General features: G+C 38.0%; 19 protein-coding genes. All 19 read right to left on the minus strand.

What is annotated here, in order from left to right; genetic code table 11:
* Positions 1-22 precede the first annotated feature (22 nt).
* The 19 genes from MHI34_RS06905 to MHI34_RS06995 all read right to left on the minus strand — a co-directional run bounded on the left by MHI34_RS06905 (position 23) and on the right by MHI34_RS06995 (position 19,151).
* Positions 23-313, minus strand: coding sequence for an RNA-binding S4 domain-containing protein (locus MHI34_RS06905; RefSeq protein WP_036122359.1), 291 nt, complete (start codon positions 311-313; stop codon positions 23-25).
* A 4-nt stretch (positions 314-317) separates the two neighbouring features.
* A complete protein-coding gene (mazG, locus tag MHI34_RS06910; protein WP_342504289.1) occupies positions 318-1,778 on the minus strand; it encodes a nucleoside triphosphate pyrophosphohydrolase in 1,461 nt (486 codons plus the stop codon).
* Between the two features lie 9 nt (positions 1,779-1,787).
* On the minus strand, positions 1,788-3,410 hold the full coding sequence (locus MHI34_RS06915) for an oligosaccharide flippase family protein (RefSeq protein WP_036122352.1): 1,623 nt from the start codon (positions 3,408-3,410) through the stop codon (positions 1,788-1,790).
* A 158-nt stretch (positions 3,411-3,568) separates the two neighbouring features.
* Positions 3,569-4,105, minus strand: coding sequence for a stage V sporulation protein T (gene spoVT / locus MHI34_RS06920; protein ID WP_036122344.1), 537 nt, complete (start codon positions 4,103-4,105; stop codon positions 3,569-3,571).
* A 255-nt stretch (positions 4,106-4,360) separates the two neighbouring features.
* Positions 4,361-7,867, minus strand: coding sequence for a transcription-repair coupling factor (mfd, locus tag MHI34_RS06925; protein ID WP_036122341.1), 3,507 nt, complete (start codon positions 7,865-7,867; stop codon positions 4,361-4,363).
* Between the two features lie 142 nt (positions 7,868-8,009).
* Positions 8,010-8,237, minus strand: a complete 228-nt coding sequence (locus tag MHI34_RS06930) for an anti-sigma-F factor Fin (RefSeq protein WP_004229176.1) — start codon at positions 8,235-8,237, stop codon at positions 8,010-8,012.
* A gap of 245 nt (positions 8,238-8,482) precedes the next feature.
* The gene (gene pth / locus MHI34_RS06935; RefSeq protein WP_036122336.1) at positions 8,483-9,049 is read right to left on the minus strand and encodes an aminoacyl-tRNA hydrolase; all 567 of its coding nucleotides are present in this window, start codon (positions 9,047-9,049) and stop codon (positions 8,483-8,485) included.
* Between the two features lie 145 nt (positions 9,050-9,194).
* A complete protein-coding gene (locus tag MHI34_RS06940) occupies positions 9,195-9,785 on the minus strand; it encodes a 50S ribosomal protein L25/general stress protein Ctc (protein WP_036122334.1) in 591 nt (196 codons plus the stop codon).
* Positions 9,786-10,034: 249 nt separating this feature from the next.
* Positions 10,035-10,994: a ribose-phosphate diphosphokinase gene (locus MHI34_RS06945; protein ID WP_036122331.1), complete on the minus strand. Its 960-nt coding sequence runs from the start codon at positions 10,992-10,994 to the stop codon at positions 10,035-10,037.
* A gap of 24 nt (positions 10,995-11,018) precedes the next feature.
* Positions 11,019-12,389 carry a bifunctional UDP-N-acetylglucosamine diphosphorylase/glucosamine-1-phosphate N-acetyltransferase GlmU gene (gene glmU, locus MHI34_RS06950; RefSeq protein WP_036122328.1) on the minus strand — a complete coding sequence of 457 codons (1,371 nt, stop codon included), beginning with the start codon at positions 12,387-12,389 and terminating at the stop codon, positions 11,019-11,021.
* Positions 12,390-12,650: 261 nt separating this feature from the next.
* Entirely contained in the window at positions 12,651-12,953 is a 303-nt protein-coding gene (gene spoVG, locus MHI34_RS06955; protein ID WP_036122325.1) for a septation regulator SpoVG, read from the minus strand.
* 219 nt (positions 12,954-13,172) lie between these two features.
* The gene (locus MHI34_RS06960; RefSeq protein WP_036122322.1) at positions 13,173-13,547 is read right to left on the minus strand and encodes a RidA family protein; all 375 of its coding nucleotides are present in this window, start codon (positions 13,545-13,547) and stop codon (positions 13,173-13,175) included.
* Entirely contained in the window at positions 13,544-14,377 is an 834-nt protein-coding gene (gene purR, locus MHI34_RS06965) for a pur operon repressor (protein ID WP_004229190.1), read from the minus strand. Before purR ends, MHI34_RS06960 begins: the two co-directional genes overlap by 4 nt.
* 56 nt (positions 14,378-14,433) lie before the next feature.
* A complete protein-coding gene (ispE, locus tag MHI34_RS06970) occupies positions 14,434-15,300 on the minus strand; it encodes a 4-(cytidine 5'-diphospho)-2-C-methyl-D-erythritol kinase (RefSeq protein WP_036122319.1) in 867 nt (288 codons plus the stop codon).
* Positions 15,301-15,521: 221 nt separating this feature from the next.
* Positions 15,522-15,701, minus strand: a complete 180-nt coding sequence (locus MHI34_RS06975; RefSeq protein WP_036122317.1) for a small, acid-soluble spore protein, alpha/beta type — start codon at positions 15,699-15,701, stop codon at positions 15,522-15,524.
* Between the two features lie 114 nt (positions 15,702-15,815).
* A complete protein-coding gene (locus MHI34_RS06980) occupies positions 15,816-16,076 on the minus strand; it encodes a Veg family protein (protein ID WP_004229199.1) in 261 nt (86 codons plus the stop codon).
* 156 nt (positions 16,077-16,232) lie between these two features.
* On the minus strand, positions 16,233-17,114 hold the full coding sequence (gene rsmA / locus MHI34_RS06985) for a 16S rRNA (adenine(1518)-N(6)/adenine(1519)-N(6))-dimethyltransferase RsmA (RefSeq protein WP_036122314.1): 882 nt from the start codon (positions 17,112-17,114) through the stop codon (positions 16,233-16,235).
* Positions 17,107-17,673: a ribonuclease M5 gene (gene rnmV / locus MHI34_RS06990; RefSeq protein WP_036122312.1), complete on the minus strand. Its 567-nt coding sequence runs from the start codon at positions 17,671-17,673 to the stop codon at positions 17,107-17,109. The genes rsmA and rnmV overlap by 8 nt, the downstream gene beginning before the upstream one ends.
* Before the next feature lie 266 nt (positions 17,674-17,939).
* Complete coding sequence (locus MHI34_RS06995; RefSeq protein ID WP_036122310.1) at positions 17,940-19,151, minus strand: G5 and 3D domain-containing protein; 1,212 nt, start codon at positions 19,149-19,151, stop codon at positions 17,940-17,942.
* Between the last annotated feature and the right edge of the window lie 69 nt (positions 19,152-19,220).

The raw sequence follows: 19,220 nt of genomic DNA on the forward strand, positions 1-19,220 counted from the left end.
GGTTTAAAAAATAAATTTAACTTTAATCCTCATCATCAATAAATTCAGGTTCAACCTTTTCTAGTCTTTCTTCCTTCAAAATGGTAAACATTTTTGCGGCATCTTCTTTTTTCACCGTATCACGTAATTCTTCTACACGTGCAGTCACTATTTTTTGACCAAAACGAATAGCTAGCTCATCTCCTGCTTTTACTGTACTACTAGCTTTCGCTACCTTATCATTGATTGTGATACGACCTTGATCTGCCACCTCTTTCGCTAAAGTGCGGCGTTTTATTAAACGGGATACTTTTAAAAATTTATCTAGTCTCATCTTTTTACTCCTTTTCTAGTCGCTTTGCTTCATTCCAAAATGCATCTAATTGCTCTAATGTAAAATCGGAAAAAGACTTTCCACTGATCTTTACCTGTTCCTCTACATAACCGAAACGTCGTGCAAATTTTTCATTTGCATGTAGCATAGCCTCTTCTGGTGACAGTTTGTAGAAACGCGCTAAATTTACTAGTGTAAACAACACGTCACCAAATTCATCCAAACGGGATGCATTAGAGCCTTTCGTTACTTCCTGGCGAAATTCCTGCCACTCCTCAATAAATTTATCCCATGCCCCATCCACATCTGGCCAGTCAAAGCCCACTTTTGCAGCTCTTTTTTGGTAATTATATGCTGTTTGTAATGCAGAAGAGGCTCTATACTCCTCGTCTAATAGTGGTTTATCGCTAGTACCCTTTTCTTCAGCCTTAATATCCTCCCAATTGGCCACAACATCGTCCGCATCTTCCACTGCAACATCACCAAAAACATGTGGGTGGCGGCGAATCATTTTTTCACTAATGGAAGCTAACACATCTTCAAGCGTAAAGTAACCTTCATCTTCTCCAATTTGTGCATGTAAAAATACTTGTAATAGCACATCACCAAGTTCCTCGATCATTGCAAAATCGTCCTCAGCATCTATAGCAGCCAAATATTCATGTGCTTCTTCAAGTAAGTATTTTTTTAACGACTCATGTGTTTGTTTTTGATCCCAAGGACAGCCATTTGGACCTCTTAGCGTTGCAATAATCTGACGGAATGTTGTCCAATCTTTTAATGCCTCTTCTTGCGATTTGACAGGTGGTACATAGACTGTTGTTAAATTATTAACTTCTACACTTTGATCGAGTTCATAGAGAGGTACCGTAACAATCTGTTCTTGTGCAGACCCTGCAGCCGTCACAACCGTCACAGGGTACTCGTCATCATATTTCTCCATCAACGTTAGCTTTACTTCCGAGGCACTAAATGTATCGTATACTTGCGCGATCAAAATATGTTGACGCATGTTGATGTCATGCATTGAAAAACTGGTACCATCAAGCAATTGAAAACCTTCTATTGGATCAATTTTTAATGCACCAAAAATAGGATCTAAGAAACTCTGACCACCCTCAATAACTAACTTAATTTTGCCTTCATCCGCTGCTGCAATAAGCAGTTGCACTGTCTGTTCTGCAACTAATGGATGGCCTGGCACAGCATACATAATATCCTCAACAGCAGCAGCTTCAATAAGTGCATTTGCTATTTCCGCATAGACAGGCTGGAATGCATCATGTTTTTCATATACTTTATCAAAGCTTTCGAATTTAACACCCTCTGCTGCTAATTCCTCTAATACTGGGTGATCTATCGTACGTACATATAATTTTTTAGCAGCCTTTAATTTTCTATAAACACCCATTTGCAGCTGATTAAAATCCCCTGCACCTAAGCCAATAATTGTTAAAGTTTTCAATATTCACACCTACTTCTTTGAATTGAGCCAAAGTTGGTAAACAGCCATTCTACGTCCAAACGGCAATAAATACCACTCTTTCTCCATTAATACTCGTTTCTTCGCAATGACAGTCAGCATAACAAATGCCCCTATGGATACAGCTGTTAAACCCGTCACCATAGCTACCATACGTGAAGACAGTGAATGGCTTAAGATTGCCGATACAAACTGTAACCAGACAAGTACAACGACTGCCATACTGAAAGAGGCTGTCCCAACTTTTTTATAAAAATCGACAGATGCTAGCTGAATGCCAGTCAATGTTTTTAAATAAATAATTAGTAAAATCGCTGTTAATAATAATCCTATATCATTTACGATAGCCGCTCCTAATACACCTAACCAACCGATTAATCGTACATTCAGTATCATTTTTAGCAGAAAACCTAGCATTAAAAATAGAGCTGGCTTTTTTAATTTTCCATAGCCTTGTAAAATCGCTGTAAATGTAAGAATAATCGATAATGGTACAATTTGGAATACATAGACGATTAATACTTCGGATAAAGTATTCGTTTTGAAAAGCATTTCATTTAAATACGGCATAACTAGCATTAAACCCAAGGCTGCAGACCAGCCGAATAGTATGGACGCTTTGTACGTTAATTGTATAAATGGAACTGCACTGCGCCCCTCTTGTTTTTTAGATAAATGAGCAACAAGCGGAACAATAGCAAGCGACAATGAGGATGCAATGACAACACCTAGTTGAACTAAAGGTTGTCCACGATCATAAATACCTTTTGTTTCCTTCGCCATTGTAGGATTCATGCCATTATCAATTAATGCTGAATATATCGTAAACGAATCGACAAGCTGATATCCAAGTAGTAGAAGACCGCTCATACTGACACTTAAGCTTAGCCATGTCACCTCTTTAACAATGGGCAAACTTGAAATAGGATGTAGTTGTAGTTTAGTTAGCTTTAGCCCAAAACGTTTATATGAGATATAGGCAAGTAATAACAAGGCCGTAATTTCACCAATTACAGTACCAATAACAGCCATTTCACCTGCACCATAAAGGGATTTAGTAGTCGTCATAATGATAAATGTTCCTGCTAAAATAACAGTAACTCTTACCGCTTGTTCGAGGACTTGGGCATAAGCAATCGGCTCCATAATGCCTCTAGATTGGAAGCCACCTTTTAAAATAGCCAATGCTGGCATAACCAATACTACAAATGAGCCTGAGCGAATCAATGGTGCTAATTGAGCATCTCCCATCAATTGGGCAATTTTTTCAGCTCCTCCAAATAAAACAGCAAAAAACAGTAGCGATAACACCGTCAAATACCGAAAAACCACACGCATAATAGTGCTTCGTCTTTGATTACGTTCTATTGTATCAACAATGCAATCATTATCTGCAAGCATTTTAGAAATGGCTATAGCAAAGCCACTAGATGTCCAAACAACGAAAATCGATATAACTGGATATACCTGTTGATAGATATAAAAGCCTTCATCTCCAACTAGATTTTGAAAAGGTACACGATAAATTGCACTAAGAACCTTTACAATAAGAGCCGCTATTGTCAATAAGGCGGCACCTTTCATGTAGCTTTTCATGCCAAAACGTTGCGACATAAATTGCCCTCTTTCCTTCTTAACAATGCCAATAGTATAGCATATCTCAAAAGTTTGACGCGCTAAGGAGCTATACTGTTCCTATATTGACCAATCTTTATGTACGCAAAAAAGTTATTGTTCAGCCTTAAAGGTCATCGCAATAACTTTTCCATGCATCAACTATTCATTTGTTTAGCTAAGAAGTTTGCAGCTGTTTCCACTACTTTTACCTCTACTTCACCGACAAAATGTACTTTAGATAAGGCAATAATGCAACCTATCGGATCACCGTTCACCATAATAGGTGTCGCACAATACGATTTCACTTGCTCATATTGCCCAGGGACAATTTCAATCGTTGTCTCCATTTTTTCTATTTTTGTTGAGCGCTCTTCCATGAAGCTCTCCGCAAAGGATGTAATGCGACGGTTAATATATTCCTTTTTACCAATCCCTGCAACTGCGATTACCTCATCGCGGTCAGTGACAAATGCTGGTGTTCCTAATGTTTCATAAAGTGTTTCAACATATTCTCTTGCAAATTCACCCAAATCATTGATGGGCGAATATTTTTTTAATATGACTTCACCTTCACGGTCCGTATAAATTTCAAGCGGGTCGCCTTCACGAATACGTAGCGTCCTACGAATTTCTTTCGGAATAACCACACGCCCTAAATCATCAATACGACGAACAATTCCTGTTGCCTTCATTCTAATGCCTCGCTTTCGCTACAATGAAATTTTTATTCAACTATAGTATGGTTTTTTTTTAAACAATCTATGCAAAAACTGAAGAAAAAGGATTTCACAACCATCAAATTTTTTCAAAAAACTTTATTACTTACATCAATCAACTCCTTATTAGATTACCCAAGGAACAAATTTCTATAATCAATTCATAAAAAAAACTGGAAAAATAAAAAGGCTATCTTATCTCTTCCATAAAAAGATAAGATTAGCCTTTTGCTATTTTTTTGCCTTATCGATAATTTGCATTAGCTCTTCCAAAATATCAAAGGGTTGATATTTTCCGCTCTTACGCTCATCGATTGTTAATTTCAACTGCATGCCATCCATACCAAAGCCAACAGCACGCTCAAACTTCATTGACGCTTCAATAATCTTACTGCCATCGACATTGGCTGTCCCCTGTTCGGATAATAGGATAGTAATAATTTTTTGCTTTTCCTTTACAGATACTACTCCAGCACCTAAGCCCCAAACCTTCATTCTTGCTATTCGTAGTAAACGCTCTGTTTCTATTGGAAGATCGCCAAATCGATCCTCCAATTCCTCCATGATTTCTTCGTACTCCTCCACCTGATCCATTGCCTTAATACGTTTATACATTTGGATTTTTTGATACCCATCTGGAATATAGGCATCGGGGATATAAGCATCAACACTTAGCAATATTTCTATATCTGGCTTTTCTTCTTTTTTCACGCCTGTTTGACGTTCAGCAATGGCATCCTGAAGCATTTGTGAGTATAAATCAAAGCCGACTGAATCGATAAAGCCATGCTGCTGCGCACCAAGTAAGTTACCTGCTCCCCGAATAGATAAATCACGCATAGCAATTTTAAAGCCGGAGCCTAGCTCAGTAAATTCTTTAATTGCCTGCAATCGTTGTTCCGCTACATCTGTCAATACTTTGTCACGCTGGTACATAAAGTACGCATAGGCTACCCTGTTAGAGCGACCAACACGTCCACGTAATTGATAGAGCTGCGCTAAGCCCATGCGATCAGCATCATGAACAATTAATGTATTCACATTTGGTATATCGACGCCTGTCTCAATAATGGTTGTTGTAACAAGCACATCATAGTCACCCTCTAAAAAGGCTAAAATCACAGATTCCAGCTCTGACTCTGTCATTTTTCCATGCGCAAAGCCTATACGTGCTTCAGGGACAAGCACTTGAATCTCCTCAACCTTTCGAGCCATATCTTCTACTCGGTTATATAAATAAAACACTTGTCCGCCACGCGCCATTTCCCGCTCGATAGCTTCTCGCACTAATGCGCCACTGTGCTCCATCACATACGTTTGAACCGGGAATCGGTTAGCTGGTGGCGTTTCAATAACAGATAAATCTCGGACTCCTACCATTGACATGTGAAGTGTCCTCGGGATTGGAGTTGCCGTTAAAGTTAAAACATCAACATTTGTCTTTAGCTGTTTAATTTTTTCCTTATGTGTCACACCAAAGCGTTGTTCTTCGTCAACAATTAACAAACCAAGATCTTGGAAAATTAAATCTTTAGATAAAATTCGATGTGTTCCTATAACTATATCAACGCGCCCCTCTTTTAAGCCTTTTAATGTGGCAGACTGCTCCTTTTTCGTTCGGAAACGAGATAACAGGCCAACATTAATGGCAAAATCCTGAAAGCGCTCACGGATGGTTTCATAATGCTGCTGGGCTAAAATCGTTGTAGGAACGAGGAATGCAACCTGTTTACCATCTTGAATAGCTTTAAATGCTGCACGAATGGCTACCTCGGTTTTACCATAGCCTACATCACCGCACACTAAACGGTCCATAGGGCGTTCTCGCTCCATATCTCGTTTCACTTCTACAATAGAACGTAGCTGATCCTCTGTTTCCTCATAAGGGAACAATGACTCGAAATTACGCTGGTCATCATTATCAGGTGTAAAAGCATGCCCCTTCTCAGCTTCACGCTTCGCATATAGCTTAATTAAATCGTCGGCAATATCCTGTACAGCAGAAGATACCTTCGCTTTAGCCTTTTTCCATTCAGCGCCACCTAATTTATGTAGCTTCGGTTCACGATCCTCTGACGCCACATATTTTTGGATTAAGTCTATTTGTTCTACAGGTACGTATAGTTTATCGTCTGCACGATAGCGAATATGCAAATAATCCTTATGTGTACCATTGACCTCTAATGTTTCTACACCAATATATTTACCAATCCCATGATGAACATGTACAACATAATCACCTGGTTTAATTTCCGTATAGCTTTTAATACGTTCAGCATTAGTCATTTTTTGTGTACGTGCTTTTTTCTTTGCCTGCTGTTTAAAAAGCTCGTCTTCTGTCACAATTGCTAGACGTTGCAGTGGCAATTCAAAGCCACTCGACAAGCCACCATCTACTATATAAATACCAGGTTCTGTTGGTTCACCAATAGCCGTATGAATATCGTATTCTCCAAGCATGTGCTGAACTCGTTTAACACGTTCTTTATCTCTTGCAACAATCAGTACGGTAAATTTACCAAGTAACCAGCGTTCGACTTCAGTTTGAAGCAATGACATTTGTCCGTGAAATTGCTGCATTGGCTTACAAGAGAAATTAGTTGTCTTATTAAACGTTATTCCAGCAAATGTTCTTGAAAATAATGAAAATGATAGCTTCTGTTGTGACAACATTGCTTGTATTTCTTTTAATGTAAAGGCAGGTTTGACATCATGAACCATTTTTCCTTCTTCAATTAAAGATAAAAACCATTCATCCTCTTCACGTTCCCATGCATCCATCACTTCCTGAATGCGTCCAAGCTCGTCAAAGAGCACAATACCATCTTGTGCAAAATAATCTCCTAAATAAGCTGTTTTATCGTATAATAATGAGCCGTATTTATTTACGTAGTCGGGTAAATTCCCTTGCTGTAACAATTCAATATCATATTGAATATATTGATACAGAAGTTCTTTTGTCTCCTGCTTTTTTACCTTCTTTAGGCTTGCAGCCAATGCCGCTTCTAAACGGCCTGCTAATGCCTGCCTTTCTAACTTAGTTAGAATGACCTCTGAAGCAGGAAGAATACGAATCTTTTGTAATTTATCAATCGAACGTTGATCATCTGCTGAAAATGTTCGTATGGAATCAACCTCAGTATCAAATAATTCAATTCGAATAGGTGCTTCCAAATAAGGTGGATAAATATCTAGTATGCCTCCACGCAACGCAAATTCTCCAGGTGTCGTTACCATTGAATTACGCACATAGCCCATTTCAACTAATGTTTGTAACCAAGTATCTATTTCAATCTCATCGCCTACAGCTGTTTGTAAAAAATATTGTAGCCAATGTTCCTTAGGCTGCATTATTTTCCGTAAACCTGCCACTGGTATGACGTAGACAGCCTTCTCACCTCTAGCTAAGCAATCGAGTGTTGCAATTCGCTCCGCACGTAGTTCTGGTGAAGCAACAGAAAGGTCTGCTGCAATGAATTCATCCGCTGGATAATAATGAACATGCTCTTCACCTAATAATCCAGCAAGCTCATCAACCATCTTTTGTGCCTGCAGTAGATTAGGAGAAACAATGTAGATTGGCTTCTTCACATGCTCAAATAACGCATCGACCATTACGGGGCGTGCGCTTCCTGTTAAACCAGTAATAAGCTGTGATGCAGTTTGACCGCTCTGAATCTCCTGTAAAAATGATGTAATATGTTTATCCTGCGACACAAGCTGTCGTAAAACCTCCACAGTCAAAAGCTCCTTTCAGCATAAAATTCTAAATTTTCAATGCTATTATTCTAGTACTATTTTATTTATCTTTCTTATCAGCTATTTTATAAAATGGAAAAAGCCTTGAACACACATGAAGTGCGTCAAAGCATCCTTCCAATTATTGAATCCATTTATTGAGTGCGTGATAATCTGGATATTGTTTCAGCGAATCCTCACATTGCTCACAAATGCAGTGCACAGTCGTTTGTCCATGTTGATCTTTCTCAACATAATCATCTGCTTCTCCCAATTCAAAAATATGCAATTTTCGAATTGTATCATCTGCATCAAATGGTAGTGTCCCTATTTCTACTTCACAATGCCGACATCGGTAGCGAACTGACATCTCCAAATCATCCTCCTTTAAGCAGCTTTCTACTTAAAGTATAGACATTTATAAAACGGATTATGCACTTTCCAATGGCATCCGCATTGCAATAACTTGAAAATTAGAGAATTGATTTTTGCTTGTAGTAAAGACTAATCACTACAAACATCAGCTGTCATGATAGTAAAAGGTCTGTAGTCATTCACCTTAAACCAGTCCAATTATCCAAAGACTTTAACGGAAATTTATTAGTGGCATTCCATCTATTTGCTAGCGTTAAAGTGATTCATCACATCAAGAAATGGCTTTGAAAGAGATGCTTCAACAGCATTTACAGAATTTTCAATGGCTTCTTCAATAAGACCTTGATCGTCCTTTGAAAATCTTGCTAATACATAGTCTGCTACCTTCATACCAGCTGGTGGGCGGCTAATCCCTACTCGGATACGATTAAATTCCTGAGTACCAAGATGCTGAATTAAGGATTTAATGCCGTTATGACCACCTGCACTTCCTTTTTGTCGCAGACGTAATTTACCTGTTTCTAAATCTAAGTCATCATAAATAACAATCAAATCTTCTACATCAATATCAAAATAATCCATAAGGGGACCGACACATTCCCCTGATAAATTCATATATGTTAAAGGTTTAACAAGTAGAACCTTTCCCTCAGGTCGATGTACAGTTGTATACATCCCATTAAATTTCGAGTTTGTTAAAGGTGTCCCCCATTTTTCTGCTAATGCATCAATAACATCAAAGCCAATATTATGTCTTGTATGTTCATAAGGTTTACCTGGATTTCCTAATCCAACGATAATTTTCATAAGTACCTCTCTCTTCTTTCCAATCTAATAGTCATTATTTTACCATATAGCACACCTAGAAAGCATTTTGTACAATCCTACTGACATAAAAAAAGGCTAATAAGAAAGCCGTAGCCTCCTTATTAGCCTTACCTATTATTTACTTTTATACTTGCTCTTCCACACTTTCTGTAGTCTCTTCCCCTACAGAAGGAGGCGCCACAACGGTTACTAATATATAGTCATCTTCACTGATGATTTCAACAGGTATTTTTTCACGAATATCTGCTACCGTTAGGGTTTCCCCGATTTTCAATGCTGAAATATCAACATCAATTGATTCAGGTAACGCCGCAGGTTTTACTTTCACTTTCAATTCTAAGTTAGGCTGCATTAAAATACCGCCCTCACTTACTCCAACTGACTGACCAAGTAATTTAATCGGAACATCAGCTTCTAACTCTTCAGCCATATTAATAGCTAAAAAGTCGACATGATTTACTTCATCTTTCAATGAACATTGCTGTACCTCTGACACAACAGCATTCACTTTTTTCCCCTCTAACTCTAGTGAAAACACACTATTTTGCCCATTTTTTTGAATGGATTTTTTAAAATCTTTTGCAGCAATAGAAATTGGGGTTGAATCTAACTTATAGCCGTAAATAACTGCAGGAATGGCTCCCCCTTTTCTAAGTTGGGTTAATGTCGAACGATGCCCAGTTTCGCGCCTTGTAACACTTAATACTGTACTCATACCTCTTTATTCCCCTTCCAAGAAAATTATTTACGCCTTATCAACAATGTATTTGTTGAAGGCTATGATAATATTTAGCTCTATTTTTTAACTTAGAGTAAATATTATTAAGACACATTATCTATTATACCCCTTTGTGAGATGATTCACACCAAAAGCACTCATCTATTACGTCATCTTCACAAAAATGAATATAAAAAAGACAAATCCACCCAAAAAGGTAGATTTGTCTTTAACTCGCCATATTTATTAATCAAATAGAGTACTTACAGATTTGTTTTCATAAACACGAGAAATAGCATCAGCCATTAATTTAGCTACAGAAAGCTCCGTAATTTTAGGCGATTTTTTCTCTGCTGGCAACTGAATTGTATTTGTCACAACTAATTCTTTAATAGAAGAGTTTTCAATACGTTCAATCGCTGGGCCAGATAATACAGGGTGTGAGCAGCAAGCATAAACTTCTTTAGCGCCAGCAGCACGTAAAGCATCGGCACCAATTGTAATTGTACCTGCTGTATCAATAATATCATCAATCAAGATTGCCACTTTACCATCAACATTACCAACAATGTTCATAACTTCCGCAACATTTGGTTTCGGACGACGTTTGTCAATAATTGCAATCGGTGCTTTTAATCGTTCAGCCATTTTACGAGCACGTGTTACCCCACCGTGGTCTGGTGAAACAATCACGATTTCATCATCTGGAATACCTTTAGATTTGAAGTAATCAGATAGTAATGGTACCGCCATTAAGTGGTCAATTAAGATATCGAAGAAACCTTGGATTTGAGGTGCGTGTAGATCTAATACGATAACACGTGTTGCACCAGCAGTCTCAAGTAGGTTAGCCACTAATTTAGCTGTAATTGGCTCACGCGCCTTTGCTTTACGGTCTTGGCGTGCATAACCATAATAAGGCATTACAACGTTTACTGTACGAGCAGACGCACGTTTAACTGCATCTACCATAATTAAAAGCTCCATTAAATGTTCGTTTACTGGTGCAGAAGTAGACTGCACGATAAACACATCACAACCACGAATACTTTCTTCAATGCTAATTTGAACTTCTCCATCGCTGAAGTGCTTAACAGAAGATTTACCTAATTCAACGCCCATTTCCTGCGCAATTTCTTGAGCTAATGGATTATTGGAATTAAGTGAAAATATTTTTAATTGTGAGTTTGCATAATGATACGGCATGATGGCCTCCTGTTTAGTTGATAATTATTTTGAATTTAATTTGCTTACATAATTCGGTTTGTTTTCTTGTCGTGCACGAGCTATTGCTAGTGCGTCTTCAGGAACTTCTTTTGTAATTGTAGAACCTGCTGCAATAAATGAACCTTTTCCAACTTTCACTGGTGCTACTAAGTTAGTATTACATCCTACAAATACATCATCTTCAATAATTGTTTTGAACTTGTTTTTTCCATCATAATTTACTGTAATGGAACCACAGCCAATATTGACGTTACTGCCTATTTCTGCATCACCAATATAGCTTAAATGCGATACTTTCGTGTCATTATCTAGCTTGCTTTTCTTCACTTCTACAAAGTTACCAATTTTCACATGGCTACCGATGTCTGAAAGTGGTCGAATATGAGCAAATGGCCCAATAGCTGTATCATCCGCAATAGCGCTTTCACGTACAACAGAAGAATGTACAGTTGTGCGGTCACCAATGCGACTATCTACAATTTGAGTATTTGGTCCAATTATGCAATCTTCACCGATAACAGTGGCACCTTCAATCATTGAGCCTGGTTGAATAACCGTATCGCACCCAATAACTGCGTCTGCGCTAATATGCGTTGTTTCAGGATGTATAATTGTGACACCATTACGCATATGTTTTTCATTGATTCTCGTACGCATTAATGTCTCAGCTTGTGACAAAGCTACACGATCATTGACACCTAATGTTTCTTCAAAATCATCAGTGACATAAGCTTCAACAATATCACCTTGCTTTTGTAAAATTTCAATGACATCCGGTAAATAATATTCACCTTGTGCATTGTCATTTTTCACAAGCTTCAATGTTTCAAATAACAATTTGTTATCAAAGCAGTATGTGCCCGTGTTTATTTCTTTTACTAATTGCTGTTCTGCTGAAGCGTCCTTTTGCTCAACAATTTGCTCAACCTGTCCGTTATCGCCACGTAAAATACGACCATAGCCAGTTGGATTTTCCGCAATCGCTGTTAAAATAGTTGCTTTAGCATTCTTTGCTTGGTGATGTTCGAATAAAGCCTGCATTGTTTCAGGACGAATTAGTGGTGTATCCCCACATACAACTAATGTAGTTCCTTCTTCGTTACCTAAAATAGCCTCAGCTTGTTGAACAGCATGAGCTGTACCTAACTGTTCGGCCTGCAGAACATACTCGCTTTTATCTCCAAGCTGTTGTTGCACTTTCTCTGCACCATGTCCAACAACCGTTACAATGCGATTTACATCTAACGTTTGAATATGATCCACCACATGTTGCACCATTGGTTTCCCACATACTGGATGGAGCACTTTATATAATTTGGACTTCATACGTGTACCTTGACCTGCAGCCAAAATGACAGCAAAAATATTGCTCATCTGTAAGTCCTCCAATACGCTCATTTTCTCTTATGACTATATAGCAAAATTCATCTATTTTCAAGGCATGTAGAGTTGACAAAAAGATGAATTACAAAATCCATTGCACCTTATGCTCGATTGTCATGAAGTATATCCTAAAATTACTCATATTCTCTTTTTATCAAAATAAAAAGAACCCTTCCTACTAGAAGAGTTCTTCCTCATTTTCTACACATTAATTTGTAGCAAATCCTTCAATAGGTATTTATTCCCTTTTTATTACACACCAATACCCTCTAATTCTTCCTCTTTGCCCGTTTCCTCTATTTCGCTAGAGTTATGATAGGCGTTTAAAATGATCTCTTGAATTTTATTTCGAGTGTCAGAATTAATTGGATGCGCAATATCTCTAAACTCCCCATCCGGTGTTCGTTTACTTGGCATAGCTACAAATAAACCAGTATTTCCATCAATTACACGAATATCATGAACAACAAACTCATTGTCAAGTGTAATGGAAGCAATCGCACGCATGCGACCATCCGTCTGTACTCGACGTAATCTCACATCAGTAACTTCCATTTTCTCACCACCTCTCTTCTTAGATGCCTTCATGAAAATATCATATCCTCAATTACCGAATATTTTCCTTTTAATAGTCTATCAAATTTTCTAAAAAATTTGAATACTTATTAGAATAATATTTTTTCTTATATACGGAATTTTTGACAATTGTTTGTCAGCTTAAAAAAATTCCCTAAAAAGAAGAGCGTTTCTTTTTAGGGAACTTAACGAATTATTTTATTTTACGATTGCGATAACTTCGATTTCTACTTTTACATCTTTCGGAAGACGAGCTACCTCTACAGCTGAACGTGCTGGTTTATGATCACCAAAATGGCCTGCATAAACCTCATTCATTGCGATAAAGTCGTTCATATCCTTCATAAAAACCGTTGTTTTCACAACATGATCTAAAGAAGTTCCAGCTTCCGCTAAAACTGCTTTTAAATTAGCGAACACTTGATTTGTTTGAGCAGTAATATCGCCTTCCACTAATTCACCTGTAGCTGTTAATGGAATTTGACCAGAGCTATAAAACATACCGTTAACAATAATCCCCTGTGAATATGGTCCGATTGCTGCTGGCGCATTTGTTGTTGCTACTACTTTCATTTGTCATGTCCCCTTTTAGAAAAATAGTTACCTTCACTTAATGCAATTGTACGATCTTTTTCGTTTACTTCATGAAGCTTTACAAGTGAATAATAATCATCTACTAAAGTTTCGTCCGCATGCTCAGCCTCCACAAGCACCGCGATGCCTGCTAGCTGACAGTCAAATTCCTCTAATAGATTTTTCATGCCGTTCATAGTACCACCGACCTTCATAAAGTCGTCAGTAATTAACACACGTTGTCCACTCTTCATGCTTCTTTTTGATAATACCATTGTCTGAATTCTTCTGGAAGAACCAGACACATAGTTAATGCTAACTGTAGAGCCCTCAGTTACTTTACTGTCTCTTCTCACAACTACTACTGGTACATTTAAATGTCTTGCAATGGCATGGGCAATGGATATCCCCTTAGTTGCTACAGTCATTATGACATCAATTTGTTGATCTGCAAAGGCAGAAGCAAAGACCTTTCCTACACGATTTATTAAATCTGGGTTTCCTAGCAAATCTGTCATAAATAAGTAACCGCCTGGTAACAATCGATCTGAATGTTCAAGCTCTGCCTTTAAATCCTGAATGACTAAACGTACTTCTGCCTCGGACATCTTCGGAATATACTTTACTCCTCCAGCAGCACCTGGCACTGTCATCAATAACCCGATTCCTTTTTCTTCGAATGTTTCCTTTACAATCGTTAAATCCTCACTAATGGATGACTTCGCAGATTGATATAGTTCTGAAAAATAAGTTAGCGGGATCAGCTGATGTGGATGTTCTAGTAAGTAGTACGTCATATCAACTAGTCGTTCACTACGCTTCCATTTCATGCGACCCTCTCCTAAACACGAATATTTATAGGTAAAATTAACACAAATTTGCGTTTCTAAGCAAGCGTATTCCGCTCACCTAAAATTCGCACTGCATAAACTTCCTCACAAAAACCACGTAAACCATTATAAATGCGACTAACACGAGCTTCACTATCAACTAGTCCAAACACAGTCGGGCCGCTTCCACTCATTAACGTAGCATCTGCACCAAAGCGTTTCATTTGTTCTTTTAACATCACAACTTCTGGATGTAAGTTAAATGTTACAGTTTCCAAAACATTTCCTAATGAAGAACATAATAGCTCATAATCTTTTGTTTCTATCGCTTGTATCATTTGCTTGGTATTTGGATGTTTCAACCCTTCAACCTTAAGACCCCCATATACCTCAGCCGTTGACACGCCAATTTTAGGCTTTGCTAATACAACCCAACAGTTTGGAGGGGCTGGTAATTCAGCTATTTTTTCTCCACGGCCTGTAGCGAGTGCTGTGCCACCATAGACACAAAACGAAACATCCGAGCCAATTTTAGCACCCAGCTCCGCTAATTCATCTATCGATAACCCTAAATCCCAAAGCTCATTTAGTCCCTTTAATGTAGCTGCTGCATCACTACTGCCACCTGCAAGTCCAGCCGCAATGGGTATTTCCTTTTCAATAGTAATGGATACACCTTGCCTAATGCCGTATGTATCTTTAATGAGACGCGCTGCCTGATACGCAAAATTACGATGATCATTTGGTACAAAATTATCTGTTGAAATAATTTGAATAACACCGTCTTCTCGAGATTCAAGACTGATACGATCAGCTAAATCGACAGTTGTCATAACCATCTCTACTTCGTGAAAATTATCTGGCCTTTTATAAAGTACATCTAATGTTAAATTGATTTTTGCAGGCGCCTTTACATAAAGCATCTTTCTTCCTCCCTTATAGCTACACGTATAAACAGTTCTTTTTTTCGCGCAAGATTATTCATTTTATTTTACCATAATGAGAATGCGAAAATGGAAAAAAAGAACCGTTTACCCTGTTCGGAGTAACGGCTCTCTCTCGTCAGTTGTATTTGTTGTGTCAGTAAGGATTTTTATCCTTGCTGAATGAAACTTTATAAGATGACTACTTTAATAAAAATAGCCTACTTATGCTCTTGCTCATTACTTGCCCGTTCAGCCATTTCTATGGCACGTTTGACCATATTACCAGCATCTCGAGCTTTTATGCCGCCCCAGCCTTCCTTTTGCACAACATCATAAAATCCAAGCTCTTTTGCGATCTCTTCTTTTAATCGAGGTGACATGATACCTTTTCTAGGCATATAAACTCCTCCTTTAACAACTGACGAATTTAGTATGCCCGTGAAAACGCAAAACACTCATGTAGTTTTTAACATACATGAGTGTTTCTAAAATATAGAAATAAGTACTAGAAACTATTTTGCGACAGCAGCTTTTGCTTCGTCTAAAAATGTAATCTCTACTGCTTCAGTTAAAATATCTGTGTAGCTATACGATACGCGCTTGCACGTATTGTCTTCTTGATCGAGCTCTACTACAAAGATAGCGCGATATGTCTCACGTAATATCCCTGCACACTCAACCGTTTTCTTGCGACCACCATTTGCTTTTAATTGCAAACGTTTACCCAAATGACAATCCAACGACTTTTTAATGTCCGCTAAAGTTTTTGGCATTTTCGCTTACACCTCACTACTAACTAGTATAAGCGAATCGCCCAAAAATGTCAACAAAATATAATATTTTATCAGCCCATTATAAATCTTGTCAACTTATTTTTTATAAAAAGCATATATTTTTTTACATCCATGAAAAAATGTTAACAAAAATTCTTACTTTGCAAACACAGGATATAGTGCATCGGCTAATTTTCCAAACTCTTGAATAGTAAGTGTTTCTCCTCGACGAGTTGGCTCAATTGTAGCTGCCTCTAATGCCTGTAAAATTTGTTCCTTTTGTGCCTTCCCATTTGGTAAACCAGCTTGCAGATTATTGTAGATTGTTTTTCTTCTTTGAACAAAAGATGCTCGAGTCACAACAAATAAAAAATCCTCATCTATTACTTTTACTGGTGGCTCGTCATGCTTGATGAGCCGAATAACCGCTGAATCGACATTTGGTTGTGGCATAAACACTGTTTTTGGTACAGTCATAGCAATATCAGCCTTAACATAATACTGAATCGCAATAGATAATGAACCATATTCCTTCGTTCCAGGCTTAGCCGTTATACGATCAGCCACCTCTTTTTGCATCATGACAACAAAACCTCGGATTGGTAATCGGTCATTTAGCAATTTCATTAAGATTGGGGTAGTAACATAATACGGTAGATTGGCAACGACCATAATATCTTCAATACCTGGCATTTCCTCCGCAATAATCTTTGCAACATCTGCTTTAAGAATGTCAGAGTGGATAATAGACACATTATTATATGGACTAAGTGTGTCTTCTAGCACAGGTAATAAACGTTGATCAATTTCAAAGGAAACAACCTTTTTGGCACTTCTCGCCAAATGCTCTGTTAGGGCACCAATACCAGGACCAACTTCAATTGCGCCACTATTTTCCGTTAAATTTGCGTGACTTACAATATTTCGTAAAATATTAGGATCAATTAAAAAGTTTTGTCCTAAGCTTTTTTTAAATGAAAATCCATACTTTTTTAAAATTTCCTGTGTACGAATTGGTGTTGCAATATCCTTATGCATCATTTTCCTCCTGATCTAACTGTGCGACCGCCGCACCAAATTGCTGTTCTGTAATCTGAAACATTTTTAACCTTTTATGAAGCTGTTTACCGTTTGTAGCACCAATATTTAAAATTTCTCCCAGTCGATCACGTCGCTGTTTTGATTGTGGATAGCCAATCAAACGCGCTGTCATTAAATCTTCCAGTGTAATATCATCTTCATTTGGCACATCTTGTTTAGGGGTATAGACATGTCGTAATGCTTCCCGTATATCATCGTCAGCTGCATGCTCAATCCCCAAGCCTTTACCATTCTTCGCAATTGTTTTGGCTTTTGGTAAAAAGGCATGTTTCACTCCTTGAACACGCTCTTCAATAATGGCACGTATTCGACGTCCTGGGTAGTCAGGATCCGTAAATACAATAACACCACGCTTTTCTTGAGCATGTTGGATTCGCTTCAATGTTTCTTCAGAGATAGCAGATCCATTTGTTTCTATAGTATCTGCTTGTACGGCACGCTTAATAGCTGTCGTATCATCTTTTCCTTCAACGACAATGATTTCTTTTATTTGCAAAAAGACTCCTCTTTTCTATCTACCTTATCTTCTGACCATTTTACAACTGCAAGATACCGTTTGTACAGAAATACAGGGTTTGAACGAGCCTTCTAGCGAACGTACCGTCAAACATTGCTAATAATTAGCATTCCAACGCTTTCTTTCAAGGGGCGTTTGTTGTACTTACTGTTTAAACAGTTGTTAAAACAAAAAAAGCCTCCCTGCCAGTCAAAACAGGAAAGCTCCATTAGTGAAATAACATTTTGATTAATTTTACAATTTTTTTAATTTAATACTTTAATACGCACTTTCTTACGTCCCCAGTTACGTGCCTGAGCATCTGTTTGTACAAGTATATCGATCTTATTACCCTTAATTGAGCCACCAGTATCTCCAGCGATAGCTGTACCATAGCCTTCAACCCATACTTTTGAGCCTAATTTAATAACAGAAGGGTCAACTGCGATTACCTTCATACCAGAATTTGAACGCAAGTTTATACCAGTTGCTGATGTACCAGTACAACCGTTGCAATATGGTGTATAAGCTGTTGCCGTTACATAGAATTCTTTACCACTAGCTGGCTCTGCTGAACCACGTGACACAGTTGCTGCACTTGCAACGACTGTTTTTGTGCCAACTGCAACGACTTGTTTTTTTGGCTCTTTTAAAACTGCCTCTGCTTGTAGGTTTTTAGCTACAACCTTGCCATTTTCTTTGACAACTTCATACGTACGAGAAATTGAGCCCTTCTCGCCCGTTGCCACTACCTTTTGTTTCCCCTTTTGCAATGAAGCATCCTGCTTCTTTTCAACTGCGAAATCTAAAGAGTCTTCCACTACATCGATAACCTTTTCTACGCGAACTACTGCGATTTTACTCTGTGGAGTAATAACGTCCTCCAGGTTATTTTCGACACGATCGAATTCATTTAACTGAATTCCTTGTTGTTTTAAAAAGTTAGCGACCGTAGTCGAAGTGGACCATACTTGTCTTTTGTTTACGCCATCGACAAGCGCTACTTGAAACGCTTTTTGAATATCGATTTTGTTCTCTGCTCCTAGTTCAGTATCTAGACCTTGTGCTAAAGAGTCGTGTTCAGATACTTCAATATTTGCTTCCTTCAAAATGTCTTTCACTAGTGTTTCAGTTGTCCAAACTTTTGACTGATTTCCATCAACTGAAATAGTTACTTCTTTTGCCTGTTCCCATTGAATTGCTAATCCATTAACAATTTTGGTGTTCAGAGAGGGTGATATTTTATCATGCGCTGCTACATCTATATTTCGATCTTGTAATAATTGTTCTACAGTTTTGGCATGTGTTGAAACTTCGATTGTTTCTCCGTTTGCTTCAAGCGTTACGGCTTTTTTCGTACCTTGATAAAGTACGAAAGAGATTACAGATACAAACAGGACAAGTGAAATAATTCTTATCACTGCTTGCTTACTCCTCAATGATCCTAAGAACAAGTTTTTCATGGAATTATTTGACATGAAAAAACGCCTCCTTAATACAAGGTTGGATTATACGGACTAGTTTTGGCACTGTCAACCCGAAAGTAT

It is taken from the genome of Lysinibacillus sp. FSL L8-0126, assembly GCF_038630385.1.
In the GTDB taxonomy this organism is placed as follows: Bacteria; Bacillota; Bacilli; order Bacillales_A; family Planococcaceae; genus Lysinibacillus; species Lysinibacillus fusiformis_D.

Coding starts and splice junctions, on each gene's coding strand:
- MHI34_RS06905 (WP_036122359.1), bottom strand. CDS start 313: ATGAGACTAGATAAATTTTTAAAAGTATCCCGTTTAATAAAACGCCGC.
- MHI34_RS06915 (WP_036122352.1), bottom strand. CDS start 3,410: ATGTCGCAACGTTTTGGCATGAAAAGCTACATGAAAGGTGCCGCCTTA.
- spoVT (WP_036122344.1), bottom strand. CDS start 4,105: ATGAAGGCAACAGGAATTGTTCGTCGTATTGATGATTTAGGGCGTGTG.
- MHI34_RS06930 (WP_004229176.1), bottom strand. CDS start 8,237: ATGTCAGTTCGCTACCGATGTCGGCATTGTGAAGTAGAAATAGGGACA.
- pth (WP_036122336.1), bottom strand. CDS start 9,049: ATGAAAATTATCGTTGGATTAGGAAATCCAGGTAAACCTTATGAACAT.
- MHI34_RS06940 (WP_036122334.1), bottom strand. CDS start 9,785: ATGAGTACAGTATTAAGTGTTACAAGGCGCGAAACTGGGCATCGTTCG.
- MHI34_RS06945 (WP_036122331.1), bottom strand. CDS start 10,994: ATGCCGTATCATTATGCAAACTCACAATTAAAAATATTTTCACTTAAT.
- glmU (WP_036122328.1), bottom strand. CDS start 12,389: ATGAGCAATATTTTTGCTGTCATTTTGGCTGCAGGTCAAGGTACACGT.
- spoVG (WP_036122325.1), bottom strand. CDS start 12,953: ATGGAAGTTACTGATGTGAGATTACGTCGAGTACAGACGGATGGTCGC.
- MHI34_RS06960 (WP_036122322.1), bottom strand. CDS start 13,547: ATGAAAGTAGTAGCAACAACAAATGCGCCAGCAGCAATCGGACCATAT.
- purR (WP_004229190.1), bottom strand. CDS start 14,377: ATGAAATGGAAGCGTAGTGAACGACTAGTTGATATGACGTACTACTTA.
- ispE (WP_036122319.1), bottom strand. CDS start 15,300: ATGCTTTATGTAAAGGCGCCTGCAAAAATCAATTTAACATTAGATGTA.
- MHI34_RS06975 (WP_036122317.1), bottom strand. CDS start 15,701: ATGCCTAGAAAAGGTATCATGTCACCTCGATTAAAAGAAGAGATCGCA.
- MHI34_RS06980 (WP_004229199.1), bottom strand. CDS start 16,076: ATGCCAAAAACTTTAGCGGACATTAAAAAGTCGTTGGATTGTCATTTG.
- rsmA (WP_036122314.1), bottom strand. CDS start 17,114: ATGCATAAGGATATTGCAACACCAATTCGTACACAGGAAATTTTAAAA.
- MHI34_RS06995 (WP_036122310.1), bottom strand. CDS start 19,151: ATGTCAAATAATTCCATGAAAAACTTGTTCTTAGGATCATTGAGGAGT.